Here is an 18,402-nt window from a genome sequence, read left to right on the forward strand (position 1 = left end):
CTATATATTGATTTCCTTTCCTGCAAGCAACTGATCGTACATCTTCCTGACTTTCTGAATGTCTTCCCATGTTAAGCTCTTTGGTGAACCAGGCGCCCTTGAAGCATTCCTCAGGAGATAACTGGGATGGAACATTGCAAAGACCTTCACTCCTCCTATCCAGTCGAAGAGCTGCCCTCTTACTTTGGTGATTTGAATTTTGTCCTGTTCCACGAAATATGATAGTGCTGTTGAGCCCAACGCGACAATGACCTTGGGCTTAATTACTGCCAGCTGAGAGAGTAAATACGGCGAGCATGCCCTCTGCTCCTCGGCCGTCGGCACTCTGTTTTTTGGAGGCCTGCACTTCACAATATTGGTGATGAATATGTCTTGCCTAGAAAGCTTAACGGACTCGAGAATCTTAGTAAGTAATTCGCCGGCCCGTCCCACAAAAGGTTTGCCGGAAGCGTCTTCGTCGGCTCCCGGTCCTTCGCCAACAAACACCACAGGTGTTTCGATCGAGCCTTCTCCAGGGACCGTGTTGGTTCTGGAGGAGCTGAGCGGACAGAGATTGCAATCACTTATCTTAGAGTTGAGCTCCAGAAGAAGCTCCTTTCTCTTAACGTAGTCAGTCAACAGTTCTCACCTCAGAATCTGAATCTGAAGAACGGAGCGCCTTTATAAAGGCCTATCACGAAATATCTATCCTTCAGTTCCTTAATATAATACTTCAACGCTATAGTCTCAACAGTATCCTGGATCGTGTTGATTTCGCTTCCGAAGCCAAGTCTCAATACTACTTCCAGTGCCATACAGTGCAGATCGAAGTACATCGGCGAAATCTTCGAGATCGATTCATCCCACTGAGAAATATCTCCGGCATAAGTCCCAATCTCGATGAAACTTCTTCTTCCGCTCCCGTCTATTCCTGCAGATAACCTGTTCAGGACGCCGGGTGTATCTGACAGAGAACCCATTGGGAAGTAGAGTTCGTTTATGTGCATCGTGAAGTACAGACTCTCGCTCTTTCGAAGTTCCATTGAAAGCCCGAATTCTTCGAACTTGGCGGTTCTACCCCCGAGTATTGTTTTATCTCCGAGCTTCACGTTTGATATTCCAAATGAATAAGCGGTATCTCCTGTTTCAGATGCGGTAGAAGTCGCTATGAAGTAATCTCCAACTGAAAGCGTCGAAATCGCAAGCCTTGTGGACTCCCATGCCAAGAATTTCGCCTCGGTCTCTGATTTAGTGAAGTATTTCTCCGGGTACTTGTACTTCGAATCGAACCTAGAGAAATCCGTAGTGAAATCAAGCGAGGCCGTTCTCCAGGATACCTGACCTATTGTGAGATTATTCACCTCTATTTTCAGTCTATCGTAGATTTTCTTCGAGCCGGAGAGGTAAGGGTATCTGAACTTCACGCCAAGTTCCGCAAAGTCTTTTATCTTTATTGAGGAGCCGAAAACCAAATCCTTCAACATTCTCTCATCTTCAGCGACATTGGGGGAGGCATCCAGGGTCCAGTCGAGAGTAAACTCAAGGCTGGTCTCTGTCGCCACTTCAAAGGTCAGTCTCTCCTTGCTCACAAAATCATCAAACATGTCACCGCTCTGCCAGTAGACCTTGCTCTCCGTACTGTGAGAGTAGATCTTTGAGTCGAAAGTGATTGAGTAGGATGTCTGCGAGGCTTCCGAAGTAACTGGCCTGAAAATCGTCTCGGTTTTCTGGCCGAACTTCATTCCCCAGAACTCCGCCTCTCCTTCTGTGTTCAGAAGTCCCTTGCCGAGCCAGTTCATCTCAGTGGGACTGGCCACCAGCTCTTCATAATCCAGCTCAAGAATGTAGTCTGCTTTCAGGATTTCCGTTTCAATACCTGTCAGAAGCTTTCCGGGATGATCGAGACGCCATTCTTTCTTTACGAAATCGTAGGTAAGAACGGGATTGTACTGTATTCCGATGTAGTACCAGTCAAAAGGTTTGAAGGTCAGTTCATTCTTTAGAGTCACGGGAATCTCGTTCTTAGTTAGTTTCCAGCCTTCATCTGAGTCGTAGAAGAAGGCAACTTCGTAGGCGGGTTCCAGAACCACACCGACTGAAAGTGGTCCCCATTCTCCTTTATACAATTCGATATCTTTGTAGACACGCAGTTTCTTTCCCTCTATCTTGAAGGAGCCGTCGTACCTCGATTCAAAATAGAACTTCAATTCAATCGAGACAAATCCATCATAAAGAATGTCGAAGGGATCAATCCAGAACAACCTATCTTTATTCTTCTCGTGTTCAGAGTTGTAATCCAGCGCGTATCTGCTGTTGATCTTCAGTTTCTCGTCGTCGGAGGCATAACTCAAATAGTTGCGGCCTATACCTTTGTCATCGGCAGGCATAGTTATGTTTAGCTCAGTCGTAGATGCGTCGAATGTACTCTTGACGTCTCCACCTATCTTCAGATTACCGGCAGCAAAAAGGTACTTGTTGACCTCGAGCACGAAGTCCTCCATATTTGAAGGATTGAAAAGCTCCGTGATAGTTGCGGCATTTGAAGCCAGAGTGAAGTTCAACGACTGAACCGACATGTCGGCGCCGAACAAGAAACCTTCCGTCTTGACGGCAGAGGCTTTAGTCCTCAACGAGTAGAGAATCTTCTTATCTATATATCTCTGGCCGAAGAGTCCATTGACCTTGAACTCCGATGTGCTCAGCTTGAAGAAGCCTGCATCGATACTATCATCAGATGGAACGGTAAGGTTTTGCAGGTTCACCATCCACAGGTTCTTGTCATCGTACCTGGCAAAGGCGCCAATTACATCGAGCTCCAGTTCCCAATCCTCGGGAGAGAGAAGCTGAACGTATGCAAGCTGCATCTCGGTAGCATTCATCGACTCCTTCACTGCGAATGGATCAAGCTGTGTAACCTTGTTCTTCGCGATACTCTCCCCAAGGTTTATTCCGCTGAAGGGAGTCTGGAGCTCTTTCAGCGAAGGACCGGTCAGATATAGTGCGCCGCCCTGTATTCTTAGCCATTCAAAAGCAGGTTTAAGCAGCACATATGCGCCGTAGCTCGTCTCCTTCTGCTGTCCGAACTGCCCAAACAACTCTATATCTCCCAAAGGAGTATAGAGAACGGACTTTGCGGTAAAGGCGTCTTCGGTTGACACCCAGTTTCTGTACCAAGTCCCCTGAAGCAGCAGCCAGTCGAGTTCGAGATACCTAACCGTGATCCTTGTCTCGGCATCGCCTATACCGCTCAGGTCTACGTCGAACGGTCTTCTATCGGGATCATCTAACGGGAAGTAATAGGCCGGCAGATAGAAAACGGGGACGTTACCAATATACATCAACATGTTCTGAACAGACATCCCCTTCCCAGGTATAACAACAGCCGATGAGACTCTGAAACGGTAATGCGGATGTTCCTGGTCACAAGTCGTTATATACCCGTCGCTTATGTTAAGTGTCGGGGAGGCTTCCATTGTCGACTGAACATAGTCGCCGTAAACATAGAATGGAACCTTGGAGCCAGTCTTGCTCGTATCACCTCTAGCCGCGGGGACTTCAACTTCCGTTCGCGAAAAAACCTGTATACTTTCGACTCGTTCATTGGTAAGATCTAGAATCAGTCTATCCGAAAGAATAGTGGTTTCATCGCTCAGCATCTTTACGTTTCCCCAGAAAGAAATAGATTCGGGAGTTGAATCGACGTTAAGTATTGAGGCGTTGGATGCTTCAATCGTGGCGTTCATTGTGTCACTGACATATTCGACAGTAACACCGTCACCAAGAAGTATTTCCCTTCCATTCTTCGTTCCTGCGATTGTACCTCCAACTATCTTTATATCCGACCCCTGAAGAAGACCGGGAACCAGCAGTATCAATAGAATCGCCGATACTTTGAGTATTCTGGTGAAAAACTCAGACAATCTGTAGCTGGCCTTGGTATCTATAAGCGAGTAGATTACTACGCCGAGAATAGAAAAGATGATGTTTGGTATCCAGGGTGCCAGAGAAGGGTTGATCAGGTTTTCCTTTCCCATGCCGCTGAGCCAGGCTCCAGAACCCTGATAGATAACTACTAGAAGAAAAGTCAGTATCACGGACCAGGATTTCGACTGAAGATTGAACATCAGTGAAACAGGTACTCCAAGAAGAACTATGACAAGCGGAGCTATCGACATCGAATACTTTTCTTGAAGAGCAACTTCAAGAGATGAAGTATTTATTCCTGTCTTCTTGAAGGCTTCTATGTCTTCTCTCAACTCGGCGCTTGTCTTCTCCTTAGGTGACTTGAAACTTGCAAGATAGCGCTCGATATCATCATCTATCTCAAATTCCGCGGTACCGAACTGCATCTCCACGCCGAGAAATCCCGAAGCATCGGTCTGGTAGATCTTCGCGTCTCTGAGTATCCACTTGTTTGACGAAATGACAGCACTTTCTGCCGTGGTTAGCGTTACCTGGCCTCTTGACACTTCATAGATCGAGACGGTCTTTAGTTCCTTTGTTTTCTGATCGATTCTCCTGACATAGATCATTCTTCCCTGGCTGTCTTGCATGAAAACGTTTTCCTTGAGAGTTATTTCGGGCTGTTTATAAACAAACCTTGCCATCGCTTCACTTGCCTTAGTGGAGGCCGCTGGAACTAGATAATCGTTCAACAGGTAAGCGAATCCACTGAAGATTACTCCTAGCAGTAAGAAGGGTATCACAAGTCGTTTAAGAGAGATTCCGTGCGTCTGAAGAGCAATCAGCTCGTTATCGGAGCGCATTCTAGAGAGCACCCAGAAAATTGCGAGAAGAATTCCAACGGGTATTCCAAGTACTATGAACTCAGGAAGGTTGTAGTAGATTAAGAGGAAAAGCTTGTCGATTCCGACCTTATACCTGATAATCATGTCTGAGAGATAGTAAAGCAACTCCAGACTCACAAATATTATGAACCCCGCAAGACCAACGAAAATCGCACCTAATGCTTGAGCTCCTATGTACTTCAATAGAGTCTTCAAGAAGAATCACCCCTCGTTATTCTGGGTTTCGAAATCAACAGGTTGAAAGTTATCGTTTACACATCTATAATATCGCCCAGCATCAATATATACAGCAGCTTCCATGAGTTCCGTAGATAGATCGGCGATTTCTTCGAGAGCGCTGAAAATCATCATGAGGTCAAGCGCTCTACTGATTATCGAAGGCGACTCCTCGCAGTATTTTACGAGATCAACCTTTACCTCTTCCTGGATTCTGTCCACAAAGTCATCGTTTTTGCATAGCCTGACTGCCTCAGACAAAGACGGATCGACGAGATTGTCGATCGCACCCTTCGTCATTATTGATACCAGCTCAAACATGGTCTTTAGCTTCTCGTGATAACCGATCGGAGGCCTCTTCGTCAATGAGAGACTTCTCTCGCAAATGAAGACGCACTTGTCACCTATACGCTCAAGCGTGCTCACAATGTTCATCGAGAGGGTAAGAAGCCTCAACTCTTTGCCAGTCGGAGTCAGAATACCCGTTAGCCCAATTATCATCGCCTGCAGTTCCACCTGATGATAATCAATTACAGAGTCAGAATAAATCACGTCCCGTGCCTGGTGTTCATTTCTCTCGAGAACTGCTACGGCTGTCTTGTTGAATATGCTCTGCACATATCTGGCCATTCTGAGGATTTCGATCCTCAAGTTTCCGATTCTTTCGAGGCCGACTTTAGATATCATCTCGTAGGCGCCCCCCAAATGCAAGCTTTTTCTTCAGCAGAGCGACGAAGTCGAAGCTCCCTTCACGCAGAAGAGAAACGCTCTTCTCTGAAAGACCGACTTCGACGCTGTCCCCTGTCCTGATTTTAGATATGAGACTACCATCTATGTAGGCTTCAAGAGGGAAGCCTTTATCTTGTCTCACTTCCAATCTAACTTTTCTTGTAGCCGCAAGAACTACCGATCCAACGAAAGGATTGTGAGGGCAGATAGGTGTAACTTGGAAGCAGCTCGCCTCGGGATCGACAAGAGCTCCACCCGCAGCCATGGCATAGGCAGTTGAACCAGTGTTTGTCGCGAAGATTATTCCGTCGCCGACAACCGAATAACTGCTCTGTCCAAAAATGTTGATGTTGAAAGAGACAGTTCTGCTCGGTGAAGAACGTTCAACAACGCAGTCGTTTAGAGCGTATCTAGTAGCATCTCCGATATTTATCTCCATTACATTTCTCTTGATACTCTGCAGTCTGTCTTCAAGTAAGAGATCAAGCGCAGTATGAAGCATACTAAGCTCGAAGGCAGCCAGAAAGCCCACACTCCCCACCCTGAAGCTCATTATAGGGAGATCATTCATGATTGCCATCGGTATAGCCTTCAGTACGGTTCCGTCTCCTCCGAAGGTGAGAACAACCTCGGCTTCTAGCGGCAAACATGAGATTCCATCCTCACAGAGCGAAGTTTCTATGCCATGTGATTCGATTTCCTTTGAAAGCCAATCTAACGTCTCGGAAGAAATTCTTGTCTTGTTGTAGAAAACTGCTGCCTTCATAACTCTCACCCCGTAATTACAGAGAGACGACTGTTGAAATCCGCAGATAATAATAAACGACTTTCCGAAATACAAAGATCTGGGAACTCATGAATAGACCGATCGGAATTCTCACTCTTTCGATTCCCGCGAGACGAGAGTTTCATTCTACTCCTCTGCCTCGTCTCTCTGGTCGACGTAGTTCCACAGTGTGGAGTTCTTCCCTTCTAGAGGAAGTCCCAAATGGCGATATGCCTTTTCAGTAACCATCCTGCCCCGATTTGTCCGAACCAGGAAGCCGCTCTGCAGCAAGAAGGGCTCATAGACTTCACTGATTGTTTCAGGTTCTATTCCTATCGAGGCTGCAATGGCCTTCACACCTGCCGGACCACCATTATAGCTCTCAATGAGGACCCCGAGCAGGCGCTTATCCATTGAATCGAGCCCCTCCTCGTCTATGGAGAGCAGCGTCATGGCCGACTCGACGGTATCAACAGTAATTTGGTCTTCACCTTCAACGGTGACAATATCCCTCACCCTTCTAAGCAATCTGTTGGCAATTCTGGGAGTACCGCGCGACCTTCTTGCAAGCAGAAGAGCTGCATCCTCTCTTATTGAAGTTCCCAAAAGAGTGGCCGATCTGATTATTATCTGTTTCAAGTCTTTATCGGGGTAGAACTCCATTTCAAGTATCATTCCGAAACGATTCCTCAATGGAGCACCGATGAAGCCGCTTCTTGTAGTGGCTCCGACGAGTGTAAAGGGATTCAAATCGAGACGTATCGATCTCGCGCTTGGACCCTTTCCGATCATTATGTCTAGTTGAAAGTCCTCCATAGCCGAGTAGAGAATCTCTTCAACATTTCTGTTCAACCTGTGGATCTCATCTATGAAAAGCACATCGTCTCGCTCTAATCCAGTTAAGATTGCTGCCAAATCACCTTGCTTCTCAATTACCGGCCCCGAGGTGACATAGATTTCGCTACCGAGTTCATTTGCAATTATGTGGGCGAGTGTCGTCTTCCCCAGACCGGGAGGCCCGGCGAGCAGAACATGATCAAGTGCTTCGTGGCGCACCCTGGCCGCTTCGATGGCAATTCGCAATCTCCGCCTTATCTGGTACTGACCGATATACTCCTTAAGATTCTTGGGTCTCAGGCTCTTAATTGAGTTATCTTCCCGTACTTCGCCCGGAGTAAGAAAACGTTCCTCTTCCATAAGACCTCCTACGGATGAATCCTGTACAGCGTTCTTGCGAAGGGAATAGCCTCTCTAATGTGCTCTAGGCCGGCTATCCAGGCTACGATTCTTTCAATTCCCATTCCAAAACCGCTGTGAGGAACAGAACCGTAATCGCGTAGTTCGAGATACCAGTCATAGGATGAAACATCCAGACCGTATTCCTCGATTCTCTTAATTAGCATATCTCTATCATGAATTCTCTCAGAGGCCCCGATTATCTCTCCATATCCCTCAGGAGCAAGCATGTCGTCACAAAGAACAACATCTGGTCTTTCGGGATCGGGCTGCATGTAGAAGGCCTTCATCATTCTCGGATAGCGCTCTACAACGACCGGCTTATCAAATCCATTTGCAATCGCCGTTTCTTCATCCCCGCCAATGTCGTCTCCCCAATTTATATCGAATCCCTTCTTTTGAAGAAGTCTCACTGCTTCGTCATAAGTTATCCTTGGGAATGGAGTCTCAATCTTCTCTAGTTTCGATGTATCTCTTCCGATAGATTTGAGATCTTCTCCGGCTCTCTCAAGTGTCTTCTTAACTACGTAAGTAACGAGCTCTTCCTGAAGCTTGATATTGTCGTCGTGTCCGTAATAAGCAACCTCGGCTTCGTTCATCCAGAACTCAATGAGATGTCTGCGGGTCTTCGATTTCTCCGCCCTGAAAGTTGGGCCAAGGTTATAGACCTTTCCGAGAGCCATAGCTGCAGCTTCAAGATAGAGCTGTCCCGTCTGCGCTAAATAAGCCTTTCCATAATCGAAGTAATCGATTTCGAAGGTATTACCAGCGCTCTCTCCTATAGAGCCGGTAAAGATAGGTGTATCGATGAGAATGAAGCCGCGGTCATTGTAGAACTCTCTGACTGCTCTAATAATCTCGTGGCGAATCCTCAGGACATGCGTCTGTCGCTGCGTTCTTAGCCACAGGTGTCTGTTGTCCATAAGGAAGTCGATTGAATGATCGGGTTTGTTGATCGGAAAGTCCTTCTCCGGAATCTGAACAATCTGGATATCCTCCACCATCAACTCCACACCGCCAGGCGCCCTCTCCTCCGCCTTAACGAGTCCGGAAACTATCAGACTCGACTCCATCTTCAAAGAACCGGCTGCTTGAAACACGCTTGCAGGGACGCTTGATTTCTCAACGATCGCCTGAACGAAGCCCGAACCGTCTCTGAGAAATAGAAATTGTATCTTTCCACTTGATCTCCTTCTCCTAATCCAACCCCTAATCTGAACACGCTCATTTATTAGTTTTCCAAGTGAAGAAATTTCTGCGACTTTCATCAAGCACCTCCAGCAACAACTCGTCAGCTTCAATTATAGCAAAAACCCGGGGCTAAACCCCGGGTTAATCATTACGATAGCTCTTCTACTATATTATGCCTGAGGCAATAAGAACCCAGATAGATATTCCAAGCGCAGCAAGCGAACTCACTGTAGAGAGTATCAACCAGGGTGAAGTCTTCTTCTGAAGAGCCTCAACATCCTGCTTTGTTGCCGCGTCGATTGTCGCGCTGTTTATCTCGGCGACTCTATCAGAGAGATTGACGATCACGGGCTGAGTCTCAAGATCGGCGATCTTGAGGTATCTCTCAAGGTTGACCACCGTAGTGTTCAGTCTTGATTCCAGTGAATCCGTTCTCGTTTTGAGCGCTTTAATTTCGCTTTCATTCTTTCCAAGCTGCGTATTCACCGTATCCATGCCAAGTGAAATTTTGGAAAGACTTGCTTCGACTGAGGCATTGAGCATATTCATGCTTTCGTTCATTCGAGCCTCCAGATCGGCAAGACTTGCCTGATTGGCTGTGAAATCCTTTGCTTGCTGGTCGGTGAGAGCGTTGAACTTGGAATTCAGCGCTGTCAGGTCGCTCCTGAGGGAAGAGACAGTGCTCACAGAAGACTTTACAGAAGCGAGCTCGTTCTCATGAATAGTCACAATTTCATTTATTGCATTGATGCTTCTCTGCAGATTTCCTATGTCGCCCTTGATAATTCCTGTTTCAGATGAGAAGTCCTTCCTGAGGGTCTCGATGTCCTTTATGAGTAATTCATTGCTGCTCTTGACTTTAGCAAGTTCATCTATGCCCGCGTAAAGGTTAAGGTTGGCCTTAAGATCAGTCTTCGTGACATAATTCTGCAGGTCTCCGATCTTCGCGTAGTCGGAAGTAATCGTGTTAACTCTCGCCGAAAGCTCGTCCAGCTTGCTGGTTGCTTCGGCCGGCAGCTTCATGTTTTGTATCTGGCTCTCGAGAGAAGCTATCTTATTCTGAAGATCTCTTACACTCAAGACATCACCGGAAATAGTTGTCATCGACTCTCTGATTGATGCGATCTCCATAGCATTTGTAGAAGCTCTGTTTGTTATTGTGCTGAGCTTTGCGTCATAGTCGCTTAGAGAGTTGGATAGTGACCTTACCGTGGAGTCCAGAGTAGAGATCGCTCTTTCGTTAGAAGAGAGAGAGCTCTGTATTGTGCTGATGTTTCCACTCAGCGTGTCGACTCTCCTGACTGCGTCGTTTACTCTCGATTCCATGACAGAAAGACTCGACATGTTATTCTGAACATTCTGGACGTCGCCAGCAAGAGTGTCGAGTTTCTTTGTCGTGAGCGAAAGATCTTCGACGAATTTCATGATCTGTTGCCTGAGTGATTCTACGGTACTCTGAGAAACACTTCCGTTGGTCGAAATACCAAGCGAAGCGATTCTGTTTTCCAGAGCCGTTATTCTCAGTTGAAGATCCATGGTATCGATCAATCTTCCGGTGGAATCCGTCAACGCAAGTTCGAGAGCCTCGAGTCGCGACATTACCGTTCCGTCTACCGCACCAACCTGAGGTACGGTTCCCTGCATCGCGAAATTCAGTTCTACGTAATCCAGAGTTTTCTTGAGCATGACAGCTGTTTGATATCTTGTCAGCGGATCGTTACCATTGAAGTAAGTCCTGCCATCAGCCTGTACAATTCCCGTCAAAATACCCAGGTCAGATAGTTTCATCACCGCATCATAAGCCCAGTGATTCGAACTGACGTCAACATAGTTAACGGCAGCTACTGCTGAAGTGAATGCCAGACCGAGAATAAGCAGTGAGGCAAGTAAAAGTTTCATTTTCAATTTCTACACCTCCCCGAAGGAAATATTCTAAATGATTCTACCACAAATCGAGATTCCATCCTAGAAATTGGCGTGGTAATATTATCTCTGTGGGAGGTGTTGGAGTTGAAAAAGAGAACACACACATGTGGCGAATTGAGGGCTTCCGACACGGGCAAGACAGTAACTATTAACGGCTGGGTTGACCGTATAAGGGATCTTGGTGGAATAAAGTTCATTCAGGTTAGAGATAGATATGGTATTACGCAGGTTGTCTTTGATCCTCAGGACGAGGAGCTTTACAGCCATGCCCTTAAGCTTGGAAATGAGTTTTGCATAACGGTAACTGGATCCGTAAGAGGGAGGCCGAACGATGCGATAAATCGCAAACTTCCCACGGGAGAGATTGAGATTCTCGCTTCTGAAATGGAACTTCTCTCGGACGCTGAAGTGCCTCCGATTTACATAAACATTGATGAAGAGTCTTCCGAAGAGATGCATCTTCGTTACAGGTACCTAGATCTCAGGCGTCCTAAAATGCAGAGAAATATGTTGACTCGGCACAGATTCGTTCAGGCCGTGAGGGAATACTTGAACAAGAACGGGTTTGTTGATGTTGAAACGCCGATTCTCGGTAAATCCACTCCCGAAGGAGCAAGAGACTTTTTGGTTCCGTCTAGGCTGAAGCCCGGAAAGTTCTATGCTCTTCCACAATCACCTCAGATCTTCAAGCAACTGCTTATGGTCTCTGGCTTTGACAGATACTATCAGATTGCGAAATGCTTCCGGGATGAAGACTTTAGGGCGGACAGACAGCCGGAGTTCACTCAGATAGATGTTGAGATGTCCTTCGCAGACGAAGAAGACGTCTTTTCGATGGCAGAGGGTTTGATGAAGCATGCCTTCCATGAAGCGGCCTCCGCCGAGATAAAAACTCCCTTCAAGCGTTTCACTTATGAGGAAGTAATCGATCTTTACGGGAGCGACAAACCAGATACGAGATACGGAATGGAAATCAGAGATATGAGCGATTTGTTCACGGAAACGACTTTCAAAGTTATCGGTGACGCAATCGATAGAGAAGAAAGAATAAAGGGATTTCTCGTTAAAGGGAAGGCCGAACGCTTCTCCCGCAAGAAACTGGACGAGTACACTGCCTTTGCCAAGGAAAGCGGTCTGGGCGGTCTTATGTGGGCGAAGGTGGAGAACGATGGATTGAAATCATCGATATTGAAGCACTGTCCAGATGAGCTTGCGCGAGTGAGTTCCTTGCTGAAGGCGGAAGAAGGGGACCTCATTCTCTTCAGCATCGGAGAAAGTACTTCACTCTCGAAGGCCCTTGGCCAGATTAGGGGAAAAATCATCCGTGAGGAAGAGATCGAAGTCGAAGGTTTCGATTTTCTTTGGGTGACTGATTTCCCGATGTTCTCCTACAACTCGGAGGAAGGACGGATTGAGGCCGAACATCATCCCTTCACTATGCCTGATTTAGAAGACCTCGAAAAATACGCAGAAACAGATCCGCTGAGAGTTAGATCCAAGGCTTATGATCTGGTCCTTAATGGATACGAAGTTGCAAGTGGGTCTGTTAGAATACATCGAAGAGACATTCAGAGTAGGGTATTCGATCTCATAGGTCTAACACGTGAAGAGGCCACGGAGAAGTTCGGTTATCTTCTGGAAGCTTTCAAATTCGGTCCGCCCCCACATGCCGGGATTGCTCCCGGTCTGGACAGGATCGTTGCGATAGTAGTCGGTGCTCAGTCGATAAGAGAGGTTATTGCTTTCCCAAAGGTGGCCAGTGGCGCAGACTTGATGACTTCTGCCCCCTCCGAGGTTTCCCGCAAGCAACTGGATCTTCTGAAGCTCCAGGTAAGAGATGCGGGGGATCAGAATTGAGGATTGCGATTGACGGACCTGCCGGATCGGGCAAATCGACCGTCGCGAGATTAGTCGCTTCAAGTCTGGATTTTGTATATATTGACACCGGTGCAATGTACCGAGCACTCGCTTTGAAGGCAAAGAGGGCCAATGTAGTTTTTTCGGATCACAATTCAATGGCCGAGCTAATGAGCCACACGTACTTCTCGCTTTCTGATTCGGGAATCACGCTCGATGGAAATCCCCTGGGAGAAGAGATAAGGACCAGAGAGGTATCTCTACTCTCTTCGGACATTGCCAAGTATCCTTATGTGAGAGACTTTCTTACGGATCAGCAGAGAAATCTTTCAAAACAAGGAAATGTAGTTATGGAGGGCCGTGACATTGGGACTGTGGTCATTCCCGAAGCGGAGCTGAAAATATTCCTTACGGCCTCTGCTAGCGAAAGGGCAAAGAGAAGACTTGCTCAGCTCAATGCGAGCGGCATCGAAGCAGATTTTGAGGAGATTCTCGCTGAGATCGAAAGAAGGGACCACAACGACTCGACCAGATCCGTTGCTCCTCTAAAGGCCGCTTCCGATGCCATAGAGCTTGACACGACGAACCTTACCATAGATGAAGTTGTATCCGCGATTGTCTCCCTTGCCGAGAGACGACAGAGAGTCCAGCTTGCAAGGTCAGTCGGTTTCTGCTACGGGGTGGACAGGGCCGTAAGCGAAGCGATAAAACTTCTCAAATCCGGCAAGAAGGTCTATGCAACCGGGGAGATCGTCCATAATGAAAAGGTGATGAACGACCTGAAGGAACTTGGTCTAGAAATGATTGAAGATGGCCTTCTCTCTGAAAGACATGAGGGAATAGCAATAATCCGCGCACACGGAATCGACCCCGCATCTGAAGAGAAATTACGCCGTGTTTTCGATGAAGTAATAGACCTGACTTGTCCTATAGTGTACAATGTATTTAGCCTGGCAGTCGATCTCGAGCAGCAAGGCAACTTTGTTGTGGTATATGGGAAGAAGAATCACCCAGAAGTCACGGCTCTCTCGGGTAGACTGAATGGCTATTTGATAGTAGAGCCCGGTGAAGACTACGACTCGGTATTGAAAAAGCTAGAAGGCATCGAACGCATTGCTATCGTTTCTCAGACGACTATGAGCAGCGCCGATTTTGATAGCTTCGCTTCGTTTGTGCAGTCTAGACTTGGAGAAAGGGTGACAGTGTACAACACGATCTGTAAAGTCACTATACAGAGAGAATCTGAAGCGGAGCGACTGGCAAGAATTTCCGACACGGTTATAGTGATCGGTGGAAGAAATAGTTCTAATACAAAGAAACTAGTTAAGATAGTTGAAAGACTCGGTAAGAAGGCGCTTCACGTGACAGATTTGAAGGATCTTCCTCGAAGTGATATGGGGAAGGTTGCTCTGATTAGCGGCACTTCAACTCCGTACGAACAAATCCAGAAGATACTGGATTACATAGACAATAATAGGGAGGTAACCGACAATGGAAGAGAAAATGAATCGGCAAGATGAAAACCTGAGCATGGAGGAGATATTTGAACAGATGGATGTTTCCTCAGTAAGGAAGGGCAGTAGAAAGGATGCAGAGGTTTTCTCCGTCCAGCCAGATGGCTTGATGGTGATAATGGACGGGAAGCTCGATGGGTTCGTTCCCTCGGATCAGCTGGTAAATGATATTGAAGAGTACAACGTTGGAGATAAGATAGAAGTCATGGTCATAAAGACCAACGAAGAAGAAGGTAGAAGTACGGTCTCCGAGAAAAGAGTGCACGCTAGACAGGCAGTTAGCAAGGTGGAAAAGGCTTACAGAGAAGGCAAAGCGATAGACGGAAAGATTGTTTCCGAGACAAACGCAGGATACAACGTAAGGCTTGTTAAGAGTGTCCCGGCCTTTCTTCCCGGCTCCGAATCTGGAATAAGAAAGGGCGACCCCGCACCTGAAGGAACTATGAAGTTCAAGGTCATAAGATTCAAGAGGCAGAGAAACGGCATCAACGTGGTTGTTTCACTTCGCGCGTTCCAGGAAGAGGCAATTAAGGCTTACTTCCAGACTATTGAAGTCGGTCAGGAACTTGAAGGAACGGTCGAGTCGATAAAGAACTTTGGAGCTTTTGTCAAGCTGAACGACAATGTGACCGCGCTGATTCCCGCCTCGGAAATGAGCTGGGATGCCAGTGTGAGAATAAGTGATCTTCTCAAGCCCGGCCAGACAGTGAAGACGAAGGTCATAGGCATAGATGAAAAGGAGAAGAAGATATCCCTTTCTCTGAAACAGATGAGTGAGGATCCCTGGTCGACGCTCAGCGAGAGGTACGAGGTCGATTCGACTGTCGTTGGCACTGTGAAGAACATTACGCCGTTCGGCTTCTTCGTCTCACTAGAGCCCGGAGTAGAGGGTCTAGTCCACATATCGGAGGTCTTCTGGGGAAATATCAAGAAGGATCTGAAGAGCGTTGTTGAAGTGGGAGACGAAGTGAAGGTAAACATCAAGGAGATAAACGAGGAGAAGAGAACGCTTTCTCTATCTTACAGAGAAGCGATGGGCGACCCCTGGGAAAGCATCGGAGACAAGTACAAGGAAGGGGACATTCTGAAGGCCAAGACGGCGAAGGTCCTTCCCACCGGCGTTATTCTCGAGCTGGAAGAGTATGTTTCGGGTTTTGTTCCCGTCTCGGAAGTCTCATGGAACTTCGTGGACAGGATAGAAGATGTGGTAAAAGAGGGCGACGAAATAGATATCAAGATACTCTCCATAGACAGGGTCAACAGAAGAATGAGACTTAGTATCAAACAGGCAACTTCCGATCCCTGGGAAAAGGTTTCCGAAGAACTTTCCGTTGGCGATCACGTTACCGGTACTGTCACCAGATTAACGAAGTCCGGTGCGATAATAATGATCGATTCCTACGGAGTCGAGGCATTCCTGCCAGTTTCTCAGGTCTCTCTCGAGAGAACCGAAAACATCGAAGACTCGGTAGAAGTTGGCAAACACGATCAGTTCAAAATAATCAGACTGGTTTACGATCCCGATAACGACACTAGAAACATGGTTGTTTCTATAAGGCAGCTAATAAAAGACAAAGAAGCCGCCGAAACCGAAAAGGTCCTTAAGGATCTAAACGGAAATGGAAGCGGAACAGTCAGCTCCAACAGCCTCGGAGAAATGATCAAGAATCAGCTTGAGGAAGAAGGAGAAAGCCTCTAGTGGCCACCGTCCTCATTATTGGACGACCAAATGTAGGAAAGTCAACTTTATTCAATAGACTTGTAGGTGGTAGGAGAGCCATAGTAGATGATATTCCCGGTGTTACACGTGATTTCACTGTGGGAAGAGTCGAATGGCAGCAGCGTACCTTTCAGCTTGTCGATACTTGCGGCCTTTTTGAGAATCCGGAGAACATAGTTGAAGAGAAGATGAAAGAGGTCACCCTCGAACTTTTGAGCGAGGGTGATCTTATTCTCTTTGTGGTGGACGGAAGACACGGCCTTACCAGCGCAGATATTGAGCTGGCAGACTACTTGAGAAAACAGCGTTTGCACGTTGTTTTCGTTGCCAACAAGGTTGAGAATCCCGACTCCTTTTACTCCAGTGTCGGGAATGAGATCTTTTCACTCGGTTTCGGTGACCCTATAAAAGTATCTTCTGCTCACGGTTTGAATATCGACATACTCTTGGACGAGATCTTTGATCGTCTCGTCGCTCTCGGTCATTCTATCGAACTGGAAGACAATGATGAATCTGGACTGAAAATCGCGATTGTCGGAAAGCCCAACGCTGGAAAGTCCTCGATATTCAACTGGATTGTAGGCAGTCCTAGAAGTCTTGTGACGGAGGTTTCCGGCACAACACGCGACACAGTCGATGAAACGGTTGTAATTGATGACATACCCATAACCTTCATCGACACCGCGGGCATAAGGAAGAAGTCCAAAGTCAAGGTAATGAACGTAGAATACTACAGCGTAATGAGAGCCATCGATGCACTTGAAAGATCGGACATCATCATTATGGTAATCGATTCCGCCGATGGGATAGGCAATCAGGATCAGCGCATCGCAGGCCTTGCTGAAAAGAATGGAAAGGCGACAATCGCGGTCTTCAACAAGTGCGACCTTGTCGATGACAGAAGGAGAAAGGCGCTGTCGAGGACATTCAAACAAGATCTGTACTTCATTGACTACAGTCCAGTTGTCTTCACTTCGACCCTGACTGGGGAAGGTATGGATGAACTGCTGGACAACATTATGCTGGTAACGAAGAAGATAGATCTCAGGATACCTACCGGTCTCCTCAATACGCTTCTACAGAGATACTCCGAGGGAACCCCGGCACCGGGGAAAGGCAAGAAACGCGGAAAAATCTACTACGGAGCTCAAATTGCCGGCCGTCCCCCAATAATAATGCTGAATGTCAATGATCCTGCCCTCTTCACGGAGCCTTACCTGCGAGGAATTAGAAATTCTATTCGACTGAATTTCGATCCATTCGATGGAACTCCAATCTTCTTGAAACTCAGGAGAAAGAGATGAAGTACGTATTATTCGCACTCATAGGATACGTAATGGGTTCTATACCATTCAGTTTCATCGTTCCGCTCGTTCGTGGCGTGAACATAACTAAAGTTGGGAGCGGTAACGTCGGTGGAACGAATGTATTGAGAAGCATGGGTGGCTATGCGGGGGCCGTCGCTATGATCCTTGACGGCCTCAAGGCCTTCATACCAGTAATAATTGCCCGTGGAGTCTTCGGGGTCTCTCTCGCCGAGGGAATGATGATCGGTTTTTTCGCAGCTGTCGGTCATAGCTATTCGATATTTCTGAAGTTCAGAGGCGGCAAGGCAGTGGCCTGCACGGTGGGAACGCTTTCTGGAACTCTACCCTGGTACGTCGCCGTCTTCTTCGGAATCTGGATTCCTATAGTCCTTGTAACGCAGTATGTATCCTTGGGATCGGTACTTGCTCTTGGAATTCTTTCAGGCATCCTCTTCTTGACGGAAGGCTATGCGGTTGGTCTATGGATGCTAGCCTTCTTCGGTTTTTCACTGTTCAGACACAGGAAAAACGTTGCTGCACTTTTCAGGGGCGAGGAGAGAAAGACAGATCTAATCGCCGCCTTCAAAAGAAAACACAACGAAATGAAAAATCGTTAGGCTCATTTGCAGGAAGCAGGAAGAACTCTGAAATTTACGTGACTTTTTAGAATCTGTTCTTCCTTCTTGGTAATGGTCAAGAAGAATTACATAGATGCCGGATCGCGGTCCGTTATCACGTCTTAATTAGCAACTACAATCCTTAATGACCACAGCTTCTGTTCACCATACTCCAGACCCGAGACCCGCAACAATTCAGTCTTGAACTTGATTCAGCATCTTGTTCTTTCTAACCCTATTCTGATAACTCGCTCACAAAGCTCCGCTTTACGCTTAAAGTCAAGGACCCGTTGATCGCTGGGAAGAACCGAGAAAAATCATTTACGAGAGTTCGCTTCGCTCACGAGAAAAAGAGAGCGACCGTCTCGCCCTCTCTTCTTATCTCGTGGGACTTCTCTCTTTTCTTTTGGCCTCCTGGCGCGTAAGCGCCAGCCTCACTTCCCGACGAAGTCGGCATTGCTCCACGGTACTTATGTATGTTAACAGAATGTAAATAATGGAGTCTGTCCCCGAAGGGAGGGTTTGAAGATCTTTCC

General features: G+C 47.0%; 12 protein-coding genes. 5 read left to right on the forward strand and 7 right to left on the reverse strand.

From position 1 onward, the window contains the following. The 7 genes from Y697_RS04820 to Y697_RS04850 all read right to left on the reverse strand — a co-directional run bounded on the left by Y697_RS04820 (nucleotide 1) and on the right by Y697_RS04850 (nucleotide 10,824). The gene (locus Y697_RS04820) at nucleotides 1-618 is read right to left on the reverse strand and encodes a uracil-DNA glycosylase family protein (RefSeq protein ID WP_121550544.1); all 618 of its coding nucleotides are present in this window, start codon (nucleotides 616-618) and stop codon (nucleotides 1-3) included. Between the two features lie 11 nt (nucleotides 619-629). Next, the gene (locus Y697_RS04825; RefSeq protein ID WP_121550545.1) at nucleotides 630-4,982 is read right to left on the reverse strand and encodes an LptF/LptG family permease; all 4,353 of its coding nucleotides are present in this window, start codon (nucleotides 4,980-4,982) and stop codon (nucleotides 630-632) included. Between the two features lie 6 nt (nucleotides 4,983-4,988). Next, the gene (locus Y697_RS04830) at nucleotides 4,989-5,690 is read right to left on the reverse strand and encodes a phosphate uptake regulator PhoU (protein ID WP_121550546.1); all 702 of its coding nucleotides are present in this window, start codon (nucleotides 5,688-5,690) and stop codon (nucleotides 4,989-4,991) included. Continuing rightward, a complete protein-coding gene (locus Y697_RS04835; protein ID WP_259462313.1) occupies nucleotides 5,680-6,498 on the reverse strand; it encodes an NAD(+)/NADH kinase in 819 nt (272 codons plus the stop codon). The genes Y697_RS04830 and Y697_RS04835 overlap by 11 nt, the downstream gene beginning before the upstream one ends. Before the next feature lie 147 nt (nucleotides 6,499-6,645). Continuing rightward, complete coding sequence (gene ruvB / locus Y697_RS04840) at nucleotides 6,646-7,695, reverse strand: Holliday junction branch migration DNA helicase RuvB (protein ID WP_121550547.1); 1,050 nt, start codon at nucleotides 7,693-7,695, stop codon at nucleotides 6,646-6,648. Nucleotides 7,696-7,703: 8 nt separating this feature from the next. Further along, nucleotides 7,704-9,002 carry an asparagine--tRNA ligase gene (gene asnS / locus Y697_RS04845; RefSeq protein WP_121550548.1) on the reverse strand — a complete coding sequence of 433 codons (1,299 nt, stop codon included), beginning with the start codon at nucleotides 9,000-9,002 and terminating at the stop codon, nucleotides 7,704-7,706. A gap of 88 nt (nucleotides 9,003-9,090) precedes the next feature. After that, nucleotides 9,091-10,824: an S-layer homology domain-containing protein gene (locus tag Y697_RS04850; RefSeq protein ID WP_259462321.1), complete on the reverse strand. Its 1,734-nt coding sequence runs from the start codon at nucleotides 10,822-10,824 to the stop codon at nucleotides 9,091-9,093. 111 nt (nucleotides 10,825-10,935) lie between these two features. Between Y697_RS04850 and aspS the strand changes: the two genes are divergently transcribed. Genes aspS through plsY form a run of 5 tightly spaced genes read left to right on the forward strand, consistent with a single transcriptional unit; the run spans nucleotide 10,936 to nucleotide 17,866 of the window. Continuing rightward, complete coding sequence (gene aspS / locus Y697_RS04855; RefSeq protein WP_121550550.1) at nucleotides 10,936-12,708, forward strand: aspartate--tRNA ligase; 1,773 nt, start codon at nucleotides 10,936-10,938, stop codon at nucleotides 12,706-12,708. Beyond that, nucleotides 12,705-14,228, forward strand: coding sequence for a (d)CMP kinase (gene cmk / locus Y697_RS04860; RefSeq protein WP_121550551.1), 1,524 nt, complete (start codon nucleotides 12,705-12,707; stop codon nucleotides 14,226-14,228). The genes aspS and cmk overlap by 4 nt, the downstream gene beginning before the upstream one ends. Next, complete coding sequence (locus Y697_RS04865) at nucleotides 14,200-15,921, forward strand: S1 RNA-binding domain-containing protein (protein WP_121550552.1); 1,722 nt, start codon at nucleotides 14,200-14,202, stop codon at nucleotides 15,919-15,921. The genes cmk and Y697_RS04865 overlap by 29 nt, the downstream gene beginning before the upstream one ends. Further along, nucleotides 15,921-17,246 (forward strand): ribosome biogenesis GTPase Der, encoded by a 1,326-nt coding sequence (gene der, locus Y697_RS04870; RefSeq protein ID WP_121550553.1) that lies wholly within the window; start codon nucleotides 15,921-15,923, stop codon nucleotides 17,244-17,246. The genes Y697_RS04865 and der overlap by 1 nt, the downstream gene beginning before the upstream one ends. Further along, nucleotides 17,243-17,866, forward strand: a complete 624-nt coding sequence (gene plsY / locus Y697_RS04875) for a glycerol-3-phosphate 1-O-acyltransferase PlsY (RefSeq protein ID WP_121550554.1) — start codon at nucleotides 17,243-17,245, stop codon at nucleotides 17,864-17,866. The genes der and plsY overlap by 4 nt, the downstream gene beginning before the upstream one ends. The last annotated feature ends 536 nt before the right edge of the window (nucleotides 17,867-18,402 follow it).

Source organism: Mesotoga sp. BH458_6_3_2_1 (genome assembly GCF_003664995.1).
Taxonomy (GTDB): domain Bacteria; phylum Thermotogota; class Thermotogae; order Petrotogales; family Kosmotogaceae; genus Mesotoga.